This is a genomic window from Paenibacillus tritici (assembly GCF_018207515.1).
In the GTDB taxonomy this organism is placed as follows: Bacteria; Bacillota; Bacilli; order Paenibacillales; family Paenibacillaceae; genus Paenibacillus_AQ; species Paenibacillus_AQ tritici.
This window is the reverse complement of the sequence record NZ_CP073365.1, coordinates 7,276,620-7,296,917: the sequence shown is the minus strand read 5'-3', so window position 1 is coordinate 7,296,917 and position 20,298 is coordinate 7,276,620. Positions and strand designations below refer to the sequence as shown.

The following is a 20,298-nucleotide window of genomic DNA, read 5'->3' as shown; positions in this document are numbered from 1 at the left end:
GGGAAGATCGGGATGGGAAAAGCAGTAATGGAAATGATGGAGAAACGGAAATCTGTACGCACCTATGAGACTACACCGATTGATGCGGCGGCTCATGCTGCCATCATGGAGTATCTGGCTGAGGAAGAGAATCTGCGCGGGCCCTTCGGCGGGAGAACCGGGGTAGAATGGATATGGGCCAAAGGCGGAGGCAGTGAAGGCAAGGGCATGAAGCTGGGGGCTTACGGGATCATTGTGAATCCGCAGGCTTATCTGGCAGGCTCCGTGCGCAATGACAAGCTGGCTCTGCTGGAGTTCGGCTATACGTTCCAGAAGCTGATTCTGTTCGCTACCGGACTGGGTCTGGGCACGTGCTGGATTGGCGGAACGTTCAACCGCAAGTCGTTTGCCCGCGAGCTTGAGCTTGCGGAAGGGGAGATTATTCCCTGCATTACTCCGCTTGGATATGCACGGGAGAAGCAGCGGCTGCTGGATGCCACGATGCGTTATGTGGTCAAGGCCGACAATAAGAAGCCGTGGGCGGAGCTTTTCTACGACGGTTCATTTGGCAGCCGCTTAACCCCGGAAGCGGCCGGGAGGCTGGCTGTGCCTGTCGAGATGGTGCGGATCGGCCCGTCGGCCTCCAACAAACAGCCCTGGAGGCTGGTCCTGTCCCCGGACCGGAAGAAGATGCACTTCTATCTTCAGCATACCCCCAACTATAGCGGCAACAAGCTTGGGTTCCAGATGCAGCGGATTGATATCGGGATTGCCGCCTGCAACTTCGGGCTGACCTGCCGGGAGCTGGGCATTGCCGGAACCTGGGCCATAGAGGACCCGGGAATAGAGGCGGATAGTCCGCATACGGAATATATGCTCAGTTACACGCTTAGCTAATCCGGGCTGTCCACCACAGCAATGCCGCAACCGCCAGGATACCCAGGGCGGCCAGCGTATCCCGCTTGCTCCAGCGTAGCTGATAGACGGGGGTCCGCTGCTTGGCGGGATCATACCCCCGTGATTCTACCGCTGTCGCCAGCTCGTCGCCCATGCCGAGGACCAGGATCAGCAGAGGAACGATGAGCAGGGCGATCTGCCGCGGGGACCAGCGCGCCAGCCCGCGGGCGCGTCTTCCGCGTGAGCCCAGCGCGAGCTGCAGCTGTGCCAGCTTGCCGAGAATCCACGGCACAAACTGCAGGGTCACCGATACGGCAAGCGACCAGTTGCGGGTCCGGATGCCCAGTCTCCGCAGCGGAGCGATGCCCCATTCCAGCCCCTCCCGCAAGGGGGCGCCGGTTGTAGTCTCGGTGAACAGGAAGCCCAGGGCAATCAGCAGCAGGAACCGCAGCACGCTGATCCCCCCGCGCAGCATTCCTGCATAGCTGAAGCTGAGCGGCCCGATGGTGAAGTCGGGTGAACTCCAGCTTAGCCCGGACAGCAGCCAGAGGAACAGGAACATCAGGAGGAAAGGCCGGAAGAATCGGAGTGCTCTGCGCCAGGAGATCCGTGCCGAAGCTGCGAGTCCGGCAAGCAGGCCTGCGGTAAGCAGCAGCGGAAGAAGGGCATCCATCCCTAACAGGACCAGCGAGCCGAGGATCATCCCCAGCCATTTGACCCTGGGGTCAAGCTGCTGCCAGCCAGACCGGCGGGCGGGCGGTCCTGGCTGCGTGGCGCCGGGCGTGGTCGCTGCGTGGGCGGTTTCCGCTTCGGCTGAAGGTGGAGCGGCTGAAGGGACAGCGGTTGAAGCGGCAACGGCTGAAGGTGGAACGGCTGAAGGGACTACGGTTGAAGTGGCAACGGCTGAAGCGGCAACGGCTGAAGAGACAGCGGTTGAAGTGGCAACGGCTGAAGGTGGAACGGCTGAAGAGACAGCGGTTGAAGTGGCAACGGCTGAAGCGTGGACCGCTTGGCTTCGGATGCTGTCATCGCTGTAGTTGGCGCTGTCTTCCCTGGGAAGGCCGCTCTGGCCATCGGGTGATATGGCACGCGCAGGGGCACAAGAGCCTGCCGGAAGGCTAGCCACCTCCGGTACAGGCAGCTGGTGCTTCTCCAGTTCCGCGAGCAGCTCCTCCAGACTGCCCGGCACTCCTTCGAGCAGGCCAAGCTGTACCGCTCTCCGGCCTATGGAAGCATAGGCCGGAGGTGTAAGACCGGCGTCCGCAAGCAGTGCGGGGTCGGCGGTCAACGCCGGAGCCGGACCGTCATAATGGACAGCGCCCTGCTTCATCACGATCACCTTGTCGGCAAGCGGCAGGAAGCTGTCCAGATCATGCGTGCCGATGATCAGGGTCAAGCCGCTCCGGCGCAGCTCCTGCACCAGCCCGAGCAGCGACTGCGCCGCCTGCGGGTCCAGCCCGGCTGTCGGCTCATCCAGAATCAGGAGTCCGGGCTGAGCGGCCAGGGCACCGGCAATACATACCCGGCGTTTCTCGCCGCCGCTAAGCAGGAAGGGCGAGCGCCCGGCGAATTCATCGTAAGCCAGCCCGGTCTTCCTTAGTGCGCTGGCGATGATCTCCGTCCGCTCAGCCTGTGGTACACCGCGCTGCGTCAGGCCATACTCGATGTCCTTGTGCACCGTGCCCGCGAACAGCTGGGTCTCCGGCTGCTGAAAAACCATGGATACCGCTTCTGCGGCCCGGTGATCCCCCTTCTTCCCGTCTCCATGGAGAATCCGCCCGGACGTTGGCTGCGCAAGCCCCGCGAGCAGGCGAAGCAGCGTAGACTTGCCGCTCCCGTTCACCCCGCAGAGGACGGTCAGCGTACCTGAAGGGATATCCAGGGAGATATCCTGAATGGCCTGTCTGCCGTCTTCGTACCGAAAAGAGAACTGCTTTGCCTGAATTCTCATAGAATCTCCTCCAGTTCCTGTCCGGTCAGCGGCAGCAGGTGGATCGGCCAGCCCTGCCTCTGGAGCAGCTTGCCGACACGGACGGCCGGAGAGGGAGTCCAGCCGAGTGCATCCGGCAGCGCGGAGGCATAGAACAGGCTGCGCGGGCTGCCGTCATAGAGTAATTGCCCCTCGCCCAGAACGGCGATGCGCGGGCTAACTGCCAGTTCCTCCATTCGTTGTGTCACCCAGAGAATCGTGGTACCCGTCAGCCATAACCCTTGGGCCAGCTCGAGGATATCCAGCCTTCCCTCGGGGTCCAGCATCGAGGTAGCTTCATCGAAGATAATCATATCGGCTTCCAGTGCCAGGCAGCAACCGACAGCCAGTCGCTGGCGTTCCCCGCCGGACAGCGTGGACACCTCTGCTTCTGCCTTGTGGGCCAGCCCCACCTGCTGTAGAATCTCACCGATTCGCGCAATCATAAGGTCCCGTGCAAGGCCTCTGTTCTCCAGTCCGAAGGCAATATCCTCAAAAGGGGTGGAGCCTACCGTCTGCGCTTCGGGATTCTGAAATACGAGCTGGACCCGCTGCTTCACCGCTGCGCGGTTGTGAGCCGGGCGCATGTCCAGTCCAGCTACGATCAGACTGCCAGCTGATGGGGTATTCAATCCGTTGAAGCAGCGGATCAGCGAGGTTTTGCCGCAGCCGTTGGCCCCCGTAAGCGCCACCCACTCCCCCCGCTCTATATGAATATTAATCCCTTGCAGTACCGTACGGCTGTGCTGTCCTTCCCGTACAGACAAGGTTAAATTATGCGCCCTGATCATCCTCATGCCTGCTTTCCATAATGCTCTTGTCAACAATTGCTACCCATTATAACAAAGATTATGGGATTGATGTATCAGGAGGCGGGTGTTATAGTGATCCTAAAAAAAGGGGGCTACTCCCGGCCATGAAAAAATGGACAACCCGCGGCCTGATATTCAGTGCCTTATTCGCTGCAGTTATGATAGCCCTGAGTTATTTGAAAATATCGCTGCCCTTCTCCACGGTGCCGATTACCACGCAGACCTTGGCTGTAATGCTGGCCGGTTCTATCCTCGGTGCCCGCTACGGGGCGCTCGCGGTGCTGATTGTGATCGGACTTACCGCTGCCGGATTCCAGGTAATGGGCGGAAGCGGCGGACTCACGGTGCTGGTTGGACCAACAGCAGGGTATATCTTCTCCTGGCCGTTCGTAGCCTGGCTGATCGGCTTCTTCGCCGAGCGGATCAAGCAGGACAAATATACGTTCGTGAAGCTGCTTGCAGCCAACTTTATCTTCGGCGCGCTGCTGGTCTATCCGGGCGGTGTGGGCTGGCTGGCCTATTCAACAGGGATAGATTCGCTCGCCAAGGCATTAACAGCAGGCATGTGGCCGTTTATCCCAGGTGACCTGCTCAAATCAGTTCTCTGTTCGGCGGTAGTAACCGCTGTATGGAAGGTATATCCGATTGAACGTATTCTGAACCGTGACACCGGTGCCTGGGCAGACGGGGAGAACCCGACCGTTAGCCGCTAACGTTAAGGCGCTGAACGTAAGATGTTAACTGTAGGTCGCTAACTTTAAGGTGCTGAACGTAAGGTGTTACCCGTGAGGAGCTCACTGTAAGGCACACCTGCTCTGCTCGAATAGGCGATTCCCTAGCCACTGCGGCTTGGAATCGCCTATTTTGCGTTGTTTAACAGTTTACTAGACAGCTCCTCATCTGATATTCAGTCCGTTGTGCACAAAATGTGGATAAAGTTGTGGATAAGTAGCTTTGGAGCTGAATCCTACGAAAGACTAATTTGTTTCTACACCGAGACTGCGCGCATACGCTGACAGTAGGCCGGGATGCTGAGATGAGAGGGATAAATCCCACTGATTGAGCTAAAGGTAGGCGGGATGCTGAGATGAGAGGGATAAATCCTACTGATTGGGTCAAAGGTTGGCTAGATGCTGAGATAAGAGGGATAAATCCCACTGGTTGGGCCAAAGGTTGGCTAGATGCTGAGATAAGAGGGATAAATCCCACTGGTTGGGCCAAAGGTTGGCTAGATGCTGAGATAAGAGGGATAAATCCCACTGGTTGGGCCAAAGGTTGGCTAGATGCTGAGATGAGAGGGATAAATCCCACTGATCGGGCCAAAAGTAGGCGGGATGCTGAGATGAGAGGGATAAATCCCACTAATTGGGTCAAAGGTTGGCTAGATGCTGAGATGAGAGGGATAAATCTCACTGATTGGGCCAAAGGTTGGCTAGATGCTGAGATCAGAGGGATAAATCCCACTCATCGGGCCAAAAGTAGGCGGGATGCGGAAATCAGAGGGATAAATCCCACTGATTGGGCCAAAGGTTGGCGGGATGCGGAAATCAGAGGGATAAATCCCACTGATCGGGCCAAAAGTAGGCGGGATGCGGTTGAAGCTGCCCATTTGCCTGAGTTGTGTCTCGAATTAACTGTAAAATGGGCTTATCCCCATTCAATGAATAGTAATATTTACTTATGTGGATAATTTGTGGATAAAATGGGAGGGATGGTGCTCGGAGAACTGAAATCGCCAGGAAAATAGAGAATTTAAAGTGTGGCAATGAAGAGCACAAGTGCACCTGATTTCAGCAAATGTAGATAAACAATGCCGTCCCCATAACACAAGGGACGGCATCGTTTGTTTGTAGAAGTTACATTGCCCGCAGCCCCGCTACCTTATTCCTCAGCACAGGAATCCGCGGGCTTCGGCTCAGGCAGTGCCCAGACGGAGACGCTGCCGCCGTTCACCGGGAATACCGCCCAGCCGTCTTCGCCGATGGTGATGGACTCCTCGCGGTTATGGGTGAAATCCTCCCAGATTTCTCCGCTGCGCGCTTCACCGACGAACATCCGCTTCTCTCCGTTGTCCCCGTTCGAGATAACTACGGCACAGCCGGAGCCTTCGATCTCCTCGACCCCGCGCCGTACCCAACCGATGGTGTTAGGATGATCGAAGTAATCATCCTGCTCCCCGTAAGCCTTGGTGTAGCGGGCGCAGAGCAAAGGATCAATGGCATCCTTCTTGCCATCCATCGGAGCAGGTCCGCCGATGCCGTAATAATCCCCGTAGAAGACCACGGGATATCCGTCGCGCCGTAGCAGAATCAGAGCGTAGGCACTGGGCTTGAACCAGTCGCCAACCCAGGATTCCAGGGCTTCATGCGGCTGGGAATCGTGGTTGTCAACGAAGGTGACGGCGTTGGCGGGATGTGTCTGGACCAGCGTATCATCAAAAATATGCCGCAGATCGAAATCCCTTCCTGCCAGCGCAGCAGAGTAGAGCTTGTAATGAAGCGAAACATCGAACAGGTCGATCTGGTAATCAACGGTGTTCAGGAATTCGCGGCAGGCCTCCAGATTGGAGTTCCAGAATTCGCCGACGATGTAGAAGTCCTCGCCGCGTTTCTTTTTCATCTCCATGGCGAATTCCTTGATGAACTCGTGGTTGATATGCTTGATCGCATCCAGGCGGTACCCGCTGCATTGCAGCGTATCGACCAGCCATTTGCCCCAGTTCAGCATCTCTTTCCGCACATCGTCATTGCTATAGTCAATGTTGGCGAACATCAGATAGTCGTAGTTGCCGAATTCGTCATCCACATTCTGATTCCAGCTTCTATTCAGCCCGTCAATCCGGAACACGCCGTTCCGGTTCGCCTTGGCATCGAAATCGGTACCGTTGAAGTGGGTATGGTTCCATTTGAAGCTGGAGTATTCATCCCCGCGCCCCGGGAAATCAAATTTGGTCCAGCCTTCGATCTCGAACGGCTGGGAGATATCCTTAGTGCGGTCGTTGGGGTCCACCTCAATAACCTCGAAGACCTCTGTCTCATCCGCTCCGGCTTTATGGTTCATGACCAGATCTACGTAGACCGCGATACCGTTCTTCAGGCACTCGGCAATGGCGTCGATCAGCTCCTGCTTGGTCCCGTATTTGGTACGTACCCCGCCTTTTTGATCGAATTCACCAAGGTCATAGAGATCGTAGACCCCATAGCCGGTATCTTCGGGGGAGACCGCTTTGGTAACCGGGGGAACCCATACAGAATCAATTCCCGCCGCCTTCAGTTCCGGGGCCATCTGGGCAAGGCGCTTCCAGTGTTCTCCGTCCGCGGCAACATGCCATTCAAAAAATTGCATCATTGTATGATTTCTCTTCATACGGGTAGGCCTCCTTTACAATTATAAGACGACTCTGACAGTGATCTGATCCGGCAGTTCTGGAACCTCAGCAAGGAGTATAAGAGATGTATGTAGACCTCTGTACATCAGGTGAACAAGTCCAGCTGGCGCGGAGCCAATCCGCCGTCGATGCCGAGCAGCGATTGCAGCTCCAGGGCATTGGGAGTGGCATCCCCGGCAGAATTATTATTGAAAACCACATAAATATCCTTACAGGTCTGCTCCAGCTCCAGCAGCCGGTCACGCCATTCCGTCAGCTCTGCGGTGCTGTAGCGGTACAGATAGCGCAGCTTACGCCAATCCGGGTGGCTGCTCTGGTTCCAGCCTGAAGTGTTGCGGCCGTGCAGTCTTACATAGGTTAGATCCGGCCGGGTGGCAACAGGCACAATCGGGATCGAGCCTGAACCGGCCTGCGGTTCATCGGCTATCGTATGAACCCAGCCCTCCTGCTCCAGGAATTGGAGTGTTCTGGCGCGCATGTCAGGGCTGTACCAGGAATCATTACGGAATTCGATAGCGGCGGGCACATCCAGCAGCCGCTCCTTCGCTTCACGCAGGAAATCCACATTGTCCTTGGTGCAGTCGAACCAGGGCGGGAATTGAAACAGGGCCATAGCCAGCTTCCCCGCGGAACGGACCGGGGCGATGGAGGTATGGAAAGCCTGGTACATCTCCTCCGGTGTATCATAGTAATTTTTTTTGCCCCGGAGATGTCCGGTCATACCCTGATAGGCCTTCACAATGAATTTGAATGTCTCTGGCGTCTGATTGACCCACTTTTCGTAATTTTTGACCGGTTGAACCGCATAGAAGGAGCTGTCAATTTCTACGATGGGAAAATAGGCGCTGTAGGCGGGCAGGCGGTCGGCAGGTTTGATTTTGCCGTACAGCTCCTCGTGGTCTCCGAAGCCGGTTAGCCCAATCTTAATCATAGTACCCCCTCCGTTTCACATATGCCTGAATTTCGGCCGAGCGGATCGGCTAACTCTTATTAAACTGAAAACCCCACAAGGCAAACAATCGCAAGAGTTGCACGGCGGATATTAGAGTGGCATAAGGAAAGGATTGGATACCAGTGCCGTGAGTAAAAAGGCTGCTATGGGTGCTGTTATCACCAAAAGAGCAGGCAGATATACCCGGCGGAATGTCTTTTATTCTGTTACCTTATGCAGAAATGGGGAGGGAGGTGCCCAGGGGACGCCAGGTTCAGAAGCAGCCTCCATCACATAGGCTTGAACCTGGTGATGGAGGAGCCGCTGGACAGGTGGACGGTATTGCGGCCGTTCCCCTTGGAGGAGTAGAGCGCGTGGTCGGCTTCGGAGAGCAGCTCTTCGAGCGATATAGGGTGGCGGAAGGCCTCGGCCACACCGAAGCTTGCCGTGACACGGATCGCTCCGGTCAGCGTGGAGAAGGTGCTCTGTTCGATATCCCTGCGCATCTGCTCGGAGATCAGGGCGGCTTGCTTCAAGGCCGTTCCCGGCAGGCTCAAGACGAATTCCTCGCCTCCATACCGTCCGAAGACATCCTCCTCCCGCACATGAAGGCGGCATACCCCTACTACATGCTGCAATGCCATATCTCCAATCTGATGCCCATAGCGGTCATTAATGCTCTTGAAGAAGTCAATATCCAGCAGGATGATCGAGAAGGGGGCGGCCGCTTCGGCGGCTTCCTTCAGCCGCTGCCGGCTCAGCTCCATGAAGTGAGTCCGGTTGTAGATGCCGGTCAGGCTGTCGATGGTGGCCAGCTGCAGCAGCTTTTCCTGGAGTAAGGTGCGTTCTGTCACATCAATCAGCATGATCATCCGCCCGGCCAGATGCCCGCCTTGCTTCTGCACCGGAGAGGAACGGATCTGATAGTAACGGACCTCTGCGCCGATATGCCAGACAATCTCCTGCTCGTCACTGTCCTGCGGATTGGAATTCATCACATAATCGACAGCCTCCTTGCCCGCAGGCAGGAACAGCTGGGCCAGCGGGCGGCCGATGGCCGAGGCATCCAGATCCTGCAGCATCTCGGCAGCCGCCCGGTTATAGTCTACAAGCTTGTCGGAGAGGTCGGTGACCAGTACGCCGTCACGCATGCTCTCGAACAGATTCTCGCGGGCAATCGGTGCGGCGGTCAGCATCCCCCGGGAGAGAATGGCCCATATATATAGCGCCGAGGTTACGCTCATCACCACTGGTACAGGGTCCATTCCATAAGGGGTCAGGTCCATCAGGTAGAGGAACGCTCCGAGGGCGGGAAGGAACTGCCCGACGAAAATGATCAGCATCTGCCGCAGATAAGCCCGTCTCATCCGGCCCCAGCGCCAGAGAATCAGACACATCCCGGCGAGCATACACCCGAAGGTCAGGCTGCCTTGCACGATATACCAGGGGCCCATGACGATGTCCACCAGCGGCGTAGGCGCGCCTTCCCGGAAATAGATGGACTGATAGAACAGGTGATGGGCATCGTTGGTCCAGACAAGCACGCTGGAGACCAATGGGACCGAGTATAGGAGGACCAGCAGTTTTTTGGAGACTAGCCGCTCCAGACCTACGAAGTGCATAATCATCAGCAGGCTGGAAGGGGCGATATAGGGCATTCCGAGATACTCCAGCTTGATCCAGAACTTAATTTCTTCCATCGAGCTTCCAGAGAGTTCAAGAGCGAAGGCGAAGGTATATACCGCCGAAGCAGCGGAGCTGATGATGAAGGCGTTAAGTCCCGTGAAATCGGTCTTCCTGTAAAAAGCAAACAGGGCGAGCAATGCGCTCAGCACACCGGAGATGGAGACGATGATGATGTAATTGGAAATCATGGATTCCATGGGGCGCGCCTCCATGTGTTGGGATGAGCATTGGACATTGTGATGGTCTCCTGAACAAAGGATTAGATACAGTACTATAGATGCAGTTAAATGATATCACACATCCGCATAGATGACATGGGATGGCCGGTCTGGAACAGCGGGGTGCGCCGGGTGTTTACGGGTGGTAAATGGTTACTATTTTTATCGGCACAATGCTCTATTATTTACACTGCCAGCGGCCCCTAGACAAAGTGACGGAATTTCACAGCCTCAATGTTACGCTTTGTCTAATGTGGGAATGGAGCGCAAAGTGTAACATGTTAATTAATCCTACATGAATCAGGGAAATACACGATGAATAAGGTTGTTGAGATAGGTTATTTGACATTAAATAGATTCAGGCGTGGAGGGGGAACGGGAGATGTCATTAATAGCAACAGAAATTCCTGAGATCCAGCTGGATCATGTTGAAATGCGTTACCGGACGGATACGGCGGATGTGCTGGCCTTGCATCAGGTGAGTCTCGATATTGCCAAAGGGGAATTCGTCTCCCTGCTGGGTCCCTCGGGCTGCGGAAAGACTACCCTGCTGAGGCTGATGGCAGATCTTATAACACCAACGGCGGGCCGGATTCGAGTAGCCGGTAAAAGTGCCAGAGAGGCCAGGCTGGCCCAGAAATACGGGATTGTCTTTCAAAGTCCCGTGCTGTATGACTGGCGGAAGGTCAGGCACAATATCACGCTGCCGCTGGAGCTGCTTGGGGTCAAGAGATCCGTCCGTGAGGATAAAGCGCTGGAGCTGCTTGATCTCGTCGGCCTGCAGGGATTCGCAGACAAGTATCCCTGGCAGCTCAGCGGGGGGATGCAGCAGCGCGTAGCCATAGCCAGGGCACTGTCGATGGAGCCGGAAATTCTGCTCATGGATGAACCCTTCTCGGCGCTGGATGAATTCACGCGGGAGCGGCTGAATGAAGAGCTGCTCGCCGTCTGGAGCAAGGTACAGAGCACCATCGTCTTCGTGACCCATAGCATTCCCGAATCCATTTTCCTGTCGGACAGAGTATTCGTGTTATCTCCGCATCCGGGAAGACTCTCGGCGGTTGTAGACATTCCGCTGCCGCGTCCGCGTACGGCGGAGATGAGGAACGCCCCGGAATTCTTTGAACTGATCGCGCGCATCCGCGGCAGCTTCGAAGGGGTGTAGGCATGAAGCTGAACCGTGCATTTATGCGGGGGCGTGTGCTGCCGCTGTTCGTCTGGATCTCCGGCCTGCTGGTTCTGTGGGAGGCGGTCTCCTGGTGGCTGCTCAATATAGCGAAGACGCCGCTGGCCCAGTCCAAGCTGCCTTATGTCCATGAGGTGGCGTCCGCCTTGTGGAAGTACAGTGGTACACTTCTCCGGGAAGGGGGAGCCACCTTCGGCAACGCCGGGGTGGGCTTCCTGATCGGAGCGCTCTCAGGAGTGCTGCTGGCCGTGCTGATGAGCCTGTCCCGGACGATAGAGCAGCTGGCCTTCCCCTATGCAGTTGCTTCCCAGATGATTCCTATTCTGGGCCTTGCGCCGATTATTTACGGCATTGTGCGGGATGAACAGGTATCGCGGATTCTCATCTCCGGCTATATCACCTTCTTCCCGGTGGCGCTTAACATGCTGCGCGGCCTGCGGAGTGTGGACCTCTCTGCACTGGAGCTGATGCATTCCTACGCTGCCAAGCCATGGGCTGTCTACTGGAAGCTGAGGTTCCCGGCCGCGCTGCCCGGATTGTTCAGCGGGCTTAAGATTGCTGCGCCGCTCGCTGTAACGGGCGCTATTCTCGTTGAGCTGATGGGTGCGCAGCACGGAATCGGCGTTCTTATGCTCCGCAATCTCTACTACGGCCCCTCCCATACCTACATGTTCTGGTCCACGGTCCTGGTCGGCGCCCTGCTCGGCATGGCAAGCTACGGGCTGATGAGTCTGGTAGAACGTCTGGCAGCCCCCTGGCAGCCGGAGTTCCGTCCCCAAGGAGGGAGCCGCTGATGGCAAGCAATTCTGTACCGGATATTCCATTCATTACTTCTACCGGCACTGAAGCGGATTCTGCTCCAAACCCGGCAGCTAACAACCGGATTTCATCGGAACCGGGGAGACAAAAGAATTCCCGCCGTCCCTTGCAGCTACTGAATCCCGGAATCCTTCTTCCCCTCCTGGCCGGGGTGATATTCCTGGTGCTGTGGGAGGTTCAGGTGTTCCACCGCCTCTTCGATCTGAAGAAGTATCAGCTGCCGCTGCCTTCCGCCATTGCTGAAGCGATGCGGGACAATCTCAGTCTGCTGCTCTCCTACACCGGATATACCCTCGCTGAAGCTGTCCTTGGTATGCTGATCGGCTCGGGCTGCGGCTTTCTGATTGCCCTGGCGGCAACGGCCTGGCCCCGCTGGGGCGGAGGCAGCCTGAGCATGGTAGCTGCGCTGAATGCCGTGCCGATTGTGGCGCTCGCGCCCATCATGAACCTGTGGTTCGGAGACGGCATCGGCTCAAGGGCTGCGATTGTTACCGCGACCACGATGGCGGCGATGGCGATCAATGCCTACAAGGGCATGGCCGCTGTTGACCCGCTGGCGCTGGATCTGATGCATTCCTATGCGGCAGGCAAACCTGCGGTATTCCGCCATCTGCGGATTCAGAACAGTCTGCCGTATGTGTTCACTGCTCTGAAGATCAATACCACGGCCAGTATGATTGGAGCGATTGTCGGGGAGTTCTTCTTCTCCTCGCGGGGGCTGGGTTATCTGCTCTCGAACTCGATCAAGGTGGCGAAGATGCCGCTGGGCTGGTCCTGCATCGTGCTTGCGGCCATAGCTGGAGTCGTCTTTTACCTGGTGGTTGAACGGCTGGAGAGAGTATTCATCAAGTGGCACCCCTCCCGGCGTGCGTAATGCCGGTAACCGTGTACCTGTTACATCCGGCTTGTGCACTGACGGAATAGAGAGAAGCCGTCACCGCATGAGCGTGTGTATAGAGCAACAAGAGTGTAACCGTGCTGTGTTAGGCAGGAATACCAAAACTTGAGTGGTGGGGGAGTTGCTATGATGAGAGGTCAACAGGGCAAATTACGTGGCGGGTTATGGGTGGCATCGTTCCTCATGCTGATGGCGTTACTCGCGGGCTGCGGCGGCAATAATGCTGCCAATACTCCGGCGGCGGAAGCCACGGGAGGGAATGCGGCAAGCGCGCCGGAACCGGCAGCATCCGCAGAACCGGGAGCGGAGCCGGTAACCGTGAAGCTTCAGCTCAAATGGGTGCCGCAGGCCCAGTTCGCAGGCTACTTCCTGGCGCAGGACAAAGGTTATTATGCCGCAGAGGGACTGAAGGTTGAGATTCTGCCGGGCGGTCCGGATATCGTGCCTGAGCAGCAGGTGGCCGGCGGTTCAGCCGACATCGGTGTGGACTGGGTAGCGAGCCTGCTGACCAGCCAGGAGCAGGAGATGCCACTGGTGCAGATCGCCCAGATCTTCCAGAAGAGCGGGCTGGTGCTGGTATCCAAGAAGGAAGCGGGCATTACTACACCAGCTGACCTGAAGGGCAAGAAGGTTGGCAACTGGATGGGCGGGAATGAGTTTGAGATCCTGGCGCTTTTGGATAAATATAAGCTGGATTCGGGCAAGGATCTGAACTTCACCAAGCAGGGCTTCACGATGGACCAGTTCCTCGGCGGTGAGCTTGATGCTGCTTCGGCTATGACTTATAACGAATACCAGGTGGTGCTGGAGTCGGGCATCAAGGCCGAGGAGCTGAGTGTGATCGACATGAATGATGAGGGTGTGGCGATGCTTGAAGACAATCTGTTCGCCAATAAGGAATGGCTGGAAGCCAACAAGGAGACGGCCGCCAAGTTCGTCCGTGCCTCCCTGAAGGGCTGGGCGGATGCGATAGCGGACCCGGAAGCGGCGGTGGATAGTGTGATGAAGCTTGCGGAGGAGGGCAGTACAACCAGGGAGCATCAGCTCACGATGATGACGGAGGTTGCCAAGCTGATCCAGCCGGAGGGCTTCGATGCTTCCAAGCTAGGCTACACGGATGCGGCCGCGTTCCAGCAGACCGCCGATATTGCGCTTAAATTCGGTGTCATCAAGACAGCGGCCGATATGAATACGGCATATACGAACGAAATTGTGGAAATGGCGGCCAAATAAACAGGGAAAGAGGTGCAGACCATGTCTCTGCTTATCGGGCAGGCCGGTACAGTGAAGAACTATGTCAACGGGGCTTGGGTGGAGTCCTCGTCCGGGCAGCAGGAAGAAGTGTTCAATCCGGCAACGGGTGAAGTGATCGCCTATGTGCCGATCTCCAGCCGCGAGGAGCTGGATGCAGCAGTGCAGGCGGCTTCCGAAGCCTATAGCTCGTGGAAAAGAGTGGCCGTCCCGCGCCGGGCCCGCTATTTCTTCCAGTACCAGCAGCTGCTGGTGCAGCACTGGAGGGAGCTGGCGGAGCTGATTACGCTGGAGAACGGCAAAAGCCTGGAGGAAGCGCTGGGCGAGGTGCAGCGCGGCATCGAATGTGTGGAATTCGCCGCCGGCGCTCCCACGCTGATGATGGGCAGCCAGCTGCCGGATATCGCGACAGGCGTAGAGTCCGGCATGTTCCGTTATCCCCTGGGAGTTGTGGGCGGCATTGCCCCGTTCAACTTCCCGATGATGGTGCCCTGCTGGATGTTCCCGCTGGCGGTGGCCTGCGGCAATACCTTTGTACTGAAGCCCTCCGAGCGGACGCCGCTGCTGGTGAACCGGCTGGCGGAGTTGTTCGCCGAAGCGGGCTTCCCGCCGGGGGTGCTGAATGTGGTGCATGGGGCGCAGGAGGTGGTGAATGGCCTGCTTACGCATGAAGCAGTGAAGGCGATTACCTTCGTCGGCTCGCAGCCGGTGGCCGAGTATGTGTATAAGGAAGGGACGGCGCATGGCAAACGGGTTCAGGCGCTGGCCGGAGCGAAGAATCATTCGATTGTGCTGCCGGATGCCGATCTGGACCATGCGGTGAAGAACATCATCTCCGCAGCCTTCGGCTCGGCGGGTGAACGTTGCATGGCCTGTTCCGTGGTTGTTGTGCAGGAGGAGATTGCCGATGAGCTGGTGAGCCGGATTGTTGCCGCAGCCGACGGGCTGAAGATCGGGGACGGCACGGAAGACGGTGTATTCCTGGGGCCGGTCATCCGGCAATCGAATAAAGACCGGACGATAGCCTATATCGAGACCGGGCTGGCCGAACAGGCGGAACTGGTCCGGGACGGACGGAAGGATGCTGCAGCCTCCGGCAACGGCTACTTCCTCGGCCCGACGATCTTCGACCATGTGCAGCCGGGCATGGCGATCTGGCGTGACGAGATTTTCGCACCGCTGCTGGCGGTGGTGCGCGTGAAGGACCTGGCGGAGGCGATAGCGGTGACGAATGAGTCCTCTTTTGCCAATGGAGCCTGCATCTATACCGACAGCGCCAAGGCGGTCCGTGAGTTCCGTGAAGAGACCGATGCCGGAATGCTGGGCGTTAATCTGGGCGTGCCTGCTCCGATGGCGTTCTTCCCCTTCTCAGGGTACAAGAAGTCGTTCTATGGGGATCTGCATGTGGGCGGCCGTGACGGCGTTGAATTCTATACCCGCAAGAAAATGGTCACCGCACGTTACTAAAGGATAGGAATGCCGAGAGGAGTGAGTGCCGTGCAGAGTCTGGGCAAGGACAGCGGGCAGGCGGTTAAGAAGGATCAGCAGTATTTGTGGCATAGCATGACCCCTTACAGTGAACAGAATCCGCCGATGATTGCGGCCTCCGCCAGCGGCTCCTGGGTTACCGATATTGACGGCAATTCTTATCTGGACGGGATGTCCGGGCTGTGGTGCGTAAATGTGGGGTACGGGCGCAAGGAGCTGGCGGAAGCGGCGTACAACCAGCTGCTGGCCCTGCCGTATTTCCCGCTGACCCAGAGCCATATGCCGGCAATTGCCTTAGCCGAGAAGCTGAATGAATGGCTGGGGGATGAGTATGTCATCTTCTTCTCCAACAGCGGTTCGGAGGCCAATGAAGCAGCCTTCAAAATCGCCCGCCAGTACCAGCAGCAGACCGGCCAGCCTCACCGCCATAAATTCATTGCCCGCTACCGGGGCTATCACGGAAGCTCGCTCGGTTCCCTGGCGGCAACCGGGCAGGCCCAGCGCAAATACAAATATGAGCCGCTCAGCGGCGGCTTCCTGCATGTGGCGCCCCCCGACAGCTACCGCCGTCCGGACGGGATGACGGAAGAAGCGTTCAACCTCCAGTGTGCGCAGGCGATTGAAGATATGATCGTCTGGGAAGGTGCAGAGTCTGTGGCGGCGGTCATTATGGAGCCGGTGATTACCGGAGGCGGTGTAATTGTGCCGCATCAGGTCTATATGGACCGGGTCCAGCAGATCTGCCGTACCCACGGCGTGCTGCTGATTATCGACGAGGTGATCTGCGGCTTCGGGCGGTCCGGCCGCAGGTTCGGACACCACAACTTCGGGATGAAGCCCGATATTGTGACGATGGCGAAGGGCCTGACGAGTGCCTATCTGCCCTTGTCGGCCACCGCTGTGCGCAAGGAGATCTATGAGGCCTTCAAGGACAACAGCGATGATTACGGACACTTCCGTCATGTGAACACCTTCGGCGGCAATCCGGCTGCCTGCGCGCTCGCGCTGCGCAACCTGGAGATACTGGAGCAGGAGAAGCTGGTCGAACGCGCGGAGCTGCTGGGCCGCAGGCTGACAGATGAGTTCGCCAGCCTGCGGGATCACAGGCTGGTAGGCGATATCCGCAGCTTCGGCCTGATGATCGGCATCGAGCTGGTGGCGGATAAGGCCACCAAGCAGCCCGTTGACCTTGGCATCGTCAAGGGGATTATCGCGGAATGTAAGTCCAAAGGGCTGATCATCGGCAAGAACGGGGATACGGTGGCGGGCTTTAACAACGTCCTCACCTTCGCTCCTCCGTTATCCTCGACAGATGAAGATATACAGTTCATTATCAATACCTTCACAGCTGTGCTGAACGGGAGCTGGGCAGAGTGAACTTCTCCGGGTACAGGAACTGGTAAGCCCGCAGGGCAACCTGAATGGAGATCCGGTTCTCCGGGAGCATGAAGTCCTCGCCGAGCAGCTCGGTGATTTTGTCCAGCCGGTAGTAGAGCGATTGCCGTACGATGAACAGGCTGCGGGCGGCGATCTGCTTCGAGCCGTCGTGGTCGAGATAGACGCGCAGGGTCAGCAGCAGCTCGCTGCCCTTCGCCTCGTCGTGATCAATCAGCGGGCCGAGATAGCTGCGGATGAAGCTCTCCAGCGTCTTGCCGTCGTTCAGGCTCAGCAGCAGCTGGAAGACGCCCAATTCCTCATACATGAGGACCGGCTTCTGGTAACAAGAATAGAGAGACAGCGCTTGTACGGCTTCCTGGTATCCGGCATGGGCATGCTTCAGACCTCTGTGGGACTTGCTGACTCCGGTGACGAGCTGCAGGTCCTTCAGCTTCTCATCTGCACGGATATGCTGCAGGGCATCCAGTGCCTGCTGCAGGCGCAGCTTCCCGGGCAGCTTGGACTGGAGATCCAGCGCAATGACGGTCAGCCGGTTGTTCTTCAGGGTAATCAGCGGCCGGAGGGAATACTTCTCGAAGATAGAGCGCAGAACGAGCGAGAGGTGAAAGGTAATGGATTCCCAGTCATTCTCCGAGCTGTTCCATCTGACGTCACGGGGATTCTCAATCTCGATCAGGCACACCCGGTAGGGCAGCTCATTGACCAGGTTGAAGTCGGGCCCGATCAGTCCCTTCAGCCGGTGCTCATCTGCATAACGTCCCCCGACCAGCTCATCCACCCACAGATTCTCCGAGAAAAGCTTCCGTTCCTCCATATACCGCGTGCGCAGCAGCTCCTGGGCGATGGACAGGGAGGCGGAATCCAGCAGCAGACAGTCGAATTCCTGCGGCTTATGCGGGCAGACCATCAGGATGTAGGCCCAGGTCTGGTCCAGCGCCCCGACCGGCTTCACGGCAATGGTCTTCTGGCCGTATTCGCGGAGCTTAGGGGCGGCATCCGGCTGTGCGCCCTCCATCTCTTCGCGGAAGGTCTCGAAGAAGTCCAGCAGCGGCTGCTGCTCCTCGGGCGCCAGCGCCGGGAAGAACAGCGGTTTGCCCTGCAACTGCATATAGAGGAGCTGTGTGCGGGTGCTTTTGCATAATAATTGCAGGACCTTAACGGTTCCTTGCGAGGTCAGCGTCAGCCGGTGGAATTCCCGGGAGATGCTCTCCAGCTCCTGCAGCATACGGTGATGGCGGTTGATGATGAGGGAATGCAGGTCGAGCGTAATGTCTACGAAACGTACGGTGCGGGTGAACTGGATCAGCGGAAAGTCGTGCAGGTCGGCCAGATCCACCATCTCCTGCGGAATGGCGCTGAAGCAGGCTCCCAGCTCAATACACAGGCAGGCGGCATTCTTGTTGATCAGATTCTGCATGAAGGACAAGGCGGCGGACAGGTCCGTGCTTGCGCTCATTCCGGTGGTCAGAATCATCTCCTCCCCGTGTATCAGGCTCTCCAGGCTTGCGCTCTCCAGCACATGCACCCAGCGGACGGTCCGGTTCAGGCCGTTGCTTCCCCCGATCAGCTCGGCATCTGTGAAGAGCGGCCGCTTCAGCGCATCGCGGATCGTAAATACAAGTTCCCAATCCATAAGCTTCCCCCTCGTTAACATAGTTCTATAGCTGCGTGTTCTGCCAGTCTCTCCGTTCTCAGACCCTTCTCACAGGTAAAAAATAGGCTTTTGAAATTAGACAATCTGTCTAGTGTAACGAAAAAACGAATTGACTATAGTTTGAATATGATATGTCAGTAAACATGACTTTAAATGGAGTGTGATTAAGATTTTATTGGACTGAAGTTCATTTTACTACAATAATCCTAACAAGTAAGTAAAATATTAAGGCGATCATCGTAATAATGTTATATTATATAACACAAAGTTGGTTCGAAAGTGGAAGCTACTCATACAAAAGGAGGGATACCCGATGGAGCGTACTTCACCGTTAACGACATTCACTCCTGACATGTTCATGCGTAACTTTGCCGAGGCGGAGCCTGGGCTTACCCGCAAGGGGGCAATCGAGGAATCCAACCGCTGTCTGTATTGTTATGATGCGCCATGTATCAAGGCCTGCCCCACCAGCATCAACATCCCTTCCTTCATCCGAAGAATCGCTACGGACAATCTGAGAGGTTCGGCCCAGACGATCATGGACTCCAATCCTGTCGGTGCGAGCTGCGCCCGGGTCTGTCCGACGGAGGAGCTGTGCGAGGGGGCCTGCGTGCTGAATGATGTATCGGAGCCGATTCAGATTGGCCTGCTCCAGCGCTATGCCACGGACTGGGCGATGCACAGCGGGGTTCAGCTCTTCCGGGCGGGGGAGCCTAACGGTGTGAGTGTTGCCGTAATCGGCGGCGGACCGGCAGGGCTGTCGGCTGCCAGAGAGCTGGCGCGGGAAGGCTTCCGGGTGGTGATCTATGAAGCGAAGCCGCTGGCGGGCGGCCTTGATACCCACGGAATCGTATCCTTCCGGCTGCCGCAGGCCATCTCCCTCTGGGAAGTGGAGCAGGTGGAGAAGCTGGGCGTAGAGATCCGCACGGGAATGAAGGTGGGGGTGGATGTCTCGGTGGAGGAGCTGAAGGCCGGGTATGATGTCATTGTGCTGGCCGCCGGAATGGGCTATGTCCCTCCGCTGGGCATCGAGGGCGAGAGGCTGTCCGGTGTCTATGATGCGATCGAGCTGGTGGAGACCACGAAGACCGGGATTCCTGCCCTGGAGCTGATGGGCCGGCGTGTGGCTGTCATCGGGGCAGGCAATACGGCGATTGATGCCGCTACCTGCTCGGTACGGCTCGGCGCTGCGAATGTGAAGATGGTCTACCGCCGGACCCGCGGGGAGATGACGGCGTATGACTTTGAATATGAATTCGCCAAGCAGGAGGGCGTGGAATTCAATTGGCTGACTTTGCCGAAGCAGATCATCGGCGATGAGCAGGGGAATGTCACGGCCCTGGAATGTGTGCAGATGAAGCTGACCGGCGAGACCGGGCCGGATGGGCGCTTTGCTCCAATGCCGGTAGAGGGCTCAGAATTCCTGCTGCCGGTGGATGCTGTAGTGGTGGCCATCGGACAGAAGCGGCGGGTTGGACTCATTGAAGCGCTGGGGCTTGAGCATGACCGGGGTGTGGTGAAGATTGATGCGCAGACCGGCCGCACCTCTGATCCGCAGATCTATGCCGCCGGGGATATTGTCTTCGGCGCAGGCTCGGGCGGGGAGGCTATGGTAGTGTCCGCAGCCCGGCAGGGTAAGGATGTCGCCAGGGCGATTATGAAGAAGTGGTCCGGCTATCCGGACAGCGTGGTTGGCTCAGCTGTATAGAGCGGATTTCATAGGA

15 protein-coding genes are annotated in these 20,298 nt (G+C 57.4%); 9 read left to right on the top strand and 6 right to left on the bottom strand.

Features of this window, described 5'->3' with window-relative positions; all coding sequences use genetic code 11:
• Nucleotides 1–12: 12 nt before the first annotated feature.
• Nucleotides 13–876, top strand: coding sequence for a nitroreductase family protein (locus tag KDC22_RS31350; protein WP_211721450.1), 864 nt, complete (start codon nt 13–15; stop codon nt 874–876).
• Here KDC22_RS31350 and KDC22_RS31345 read toward each other — a convergent pair.
• Both KDC22_RS31345 and KDC22_RS31340 read right to left on the bottom strand, forming a co-directional pair.
• On the bottom strand, nt 869–2,827 hold the full coding sequence (locus KDC22_RS31345; protein ID WP_211721449.1) for an ATP-binding cassette domain-containing protein: 1,959 nt from the start codon (nt 2,825–2,827) through the stop codon (nt 869–871). The two genes, KDC22_RS31350 and KDC22_RS31345, sit on opposite strands and share 8 nt — an antisense overlap.
• Nucleotides 2,824–3,636, bottom strand: a complete 813-nt coding sequence (locus KDC22_RS31340; RefSeq protein ID WP_211721448.1) for an energy-coupling factor ABC transporter ATP-binding protein — start codon at nt 3,634–3,636, stop codon at nt 2,824–2,826. The genes KDC22_RS31345 and KDC22_RS31340 overlap by 4 nt, the downstream gene beginning before the upstream one ends.
• Nucleotides 3,637–3,761: 125 nt before the next feature.
• Here KDC22_RS31340 and KDC22_RS31335 point away from each other — a divergent pair, with 125 nt between their 5' ends.
• A complete protein-coding gene (locus KDC22_RS31335; RefSeq protein ID WP_211721447.1) occupies nt 3,762–4,370 on the top strand; it encodes a biotin transporter BioY in 609 nt (202 codons plus the stop codon).
• Between the two features lie 1,168 nt (nt 4,371–5,538).
• Here KDC22_RS31335 and KDC22_RS31330 read toward each other — a convergent pair.
• The 3 genes from KDC22_RS31330 to KDC22_RS31320 all read right to left on the bottom strand — a co-directional run bounded on the left by KDC22_RS31330 (nt 5,539) and on the right by KDC22_RS31320 (nt 9,859).
• On the bottom strand, nt 5,539–7,023 hold the full coding sequence (locus KDC22_RS31330) for an alpha-amylase (RefSeq protein WP_211721446.1): 1,485 nt from the start codon (nt 7,021–7,023) through the stop codon (nt 5,539–5,541).
• Nucleotides 7,024–7,130: 107 nt separating this feature from the next.
• Nucleotides 7,131–7,976, bottom strand: coding sequence for a DUF72 domain-containing protein (locus KDC22_RS31325; RefSeq protein WP_211721445.1), 846 nt, complete (start codon nt 7,974–7,976; stop codon nt 7,131–7,133).
• Nucleotides 7,977–8,266: 290 nt separating this feature from the next.
• Nucleotides 8,267–9,859: a histidine kinase N-terminal 7TM domain-containing diguanylate cyclase gene (locus tag KDC22_RS31320; RefSeq protein WP_211721444.1), complete on the bottom strand. Its 1,593-nt coding sequence runs from the start codon at nt 9,857–9,859 to the stop codon at nt 8,267–8,269.
• 403 nt (nt 9,860–10,262) lie between these two features.
• On the opposite strand from KDC22_RS31320, the gene KDC22_RS31315 reads away from it, so the two are divergent.
• The 6 genes from KDC22_RS31315 (at nt 10,263) to KDC22_RS31290 (ending at nt 16,899) form a co-directional block, all read left to right on the top strand.
• Nucleotides 10,263–11,045 carry an ABC transporter ATP-binding protein gene (locus tag KDC22_RS31315; RefSeq protein ID WP_211721443.1) on the top strand — a complete coding sequence of 261 codons (783 nt, stop codon included), beginning with the start codon at nt 10,263–10,265 and terminating at the stop codon, nt 11,043–11,045.
• 2 nt (nt 11,046–11,047) lie between these two features.
• A complete protein-coding gene (locus tag KDC22_RS31310; protein WP_211721442.1) occupies nt 11,048–11,860 on the top strand; it encodes an ABC transporter permease in 813 nt (270 codons plus the stop codon).
• A complete protein-coding gene (locus KDC22_RS31305; protein WP_211721441.1) occupies nt 11,860–12,759 on the top strand; it encodes an ABC transporter permease in 900 nt (299 codons plus the stop codon). The genes KDC22_RS31310 and KDC22_RS31305 overlap by 1 nt, the downstream gene beginning before the upstream one ends.
• Nucleotides 12,760–12,909: 150 nt before the next feature.
• Nucleotides 12,910–14,016, top strand: coding sequence for an ABC transporter substrate-binding protein (locus tag KDC22_RS31300; RefSeq protein ID WP_343221863.1), 1,107 nt, complete (start codon nt 12,910–12,912; stop codon nt 14,014–14,016).
• A 21-nt stretch (nt 14,017–14,037) separates the two neighbouring features.
• Complete coding sequence (locus tag KDC22_RS31295) at nt 14,038–15,501, top strand: CoA-acylating methylmalonate-semialdehyde dehydrogenase (protein WP_211721440.1); 1,464 nt, start codon at nt 14,038–14,040, stop codon at nt 15,499–15,501.
• Between the two features lie 9 nt (nt 15,502–15,510).
• The gene (locus KDC22_RS31290; protein ID WP_211721439.1) at nt 15,511–16,899 is read left to right on the top strand and encodes an aspartate aminotransferase family protein; all 1,389 of its coding nucleotides are present in this window, start codon (nt 15,511–15,513) and stop codon (nt 16,897–16,899) included.
• Here KDC22_RS31290 and KDC22_RS31285 read toward each other — a convergent pair.
• Nucleotides 16,865–18,553, bottom strand: a complete 1,689-nt coding sequence (locus KDC22_RS31285; protein ID WP_211721438.1) for a PucR family transcriptional regulator — start codon at nt 18,551–18,553, stop codon at nt 16,865–16,867. The two genes, KDC22_RS31290 and KDC22_RS31285, sit on opposite strands and share 35 nt — an antisense overlap.
• Nucleotides 18,554–18,887: 334 nt before the next feature.
• Here KDC22_RS31285 and KDC22_RS31280 point away from each other — a divergent pair, with 334 nt between their 5' ends.
• The gene (locus KDC22_RS31280; protein WP_211721437.1) at nt 18,888–20,282 is read left to right on the top strand and encodes an NAD(P)-dependent oxidoreductase; all 1,395 of its coding nucleotides are present in this window, start codon (nt 18,888–18,890) and stop codon (nt 20,280–20,282) included.
• Nucleotides 20,283–20,298 lie beyond the last annotated feature (16 nt).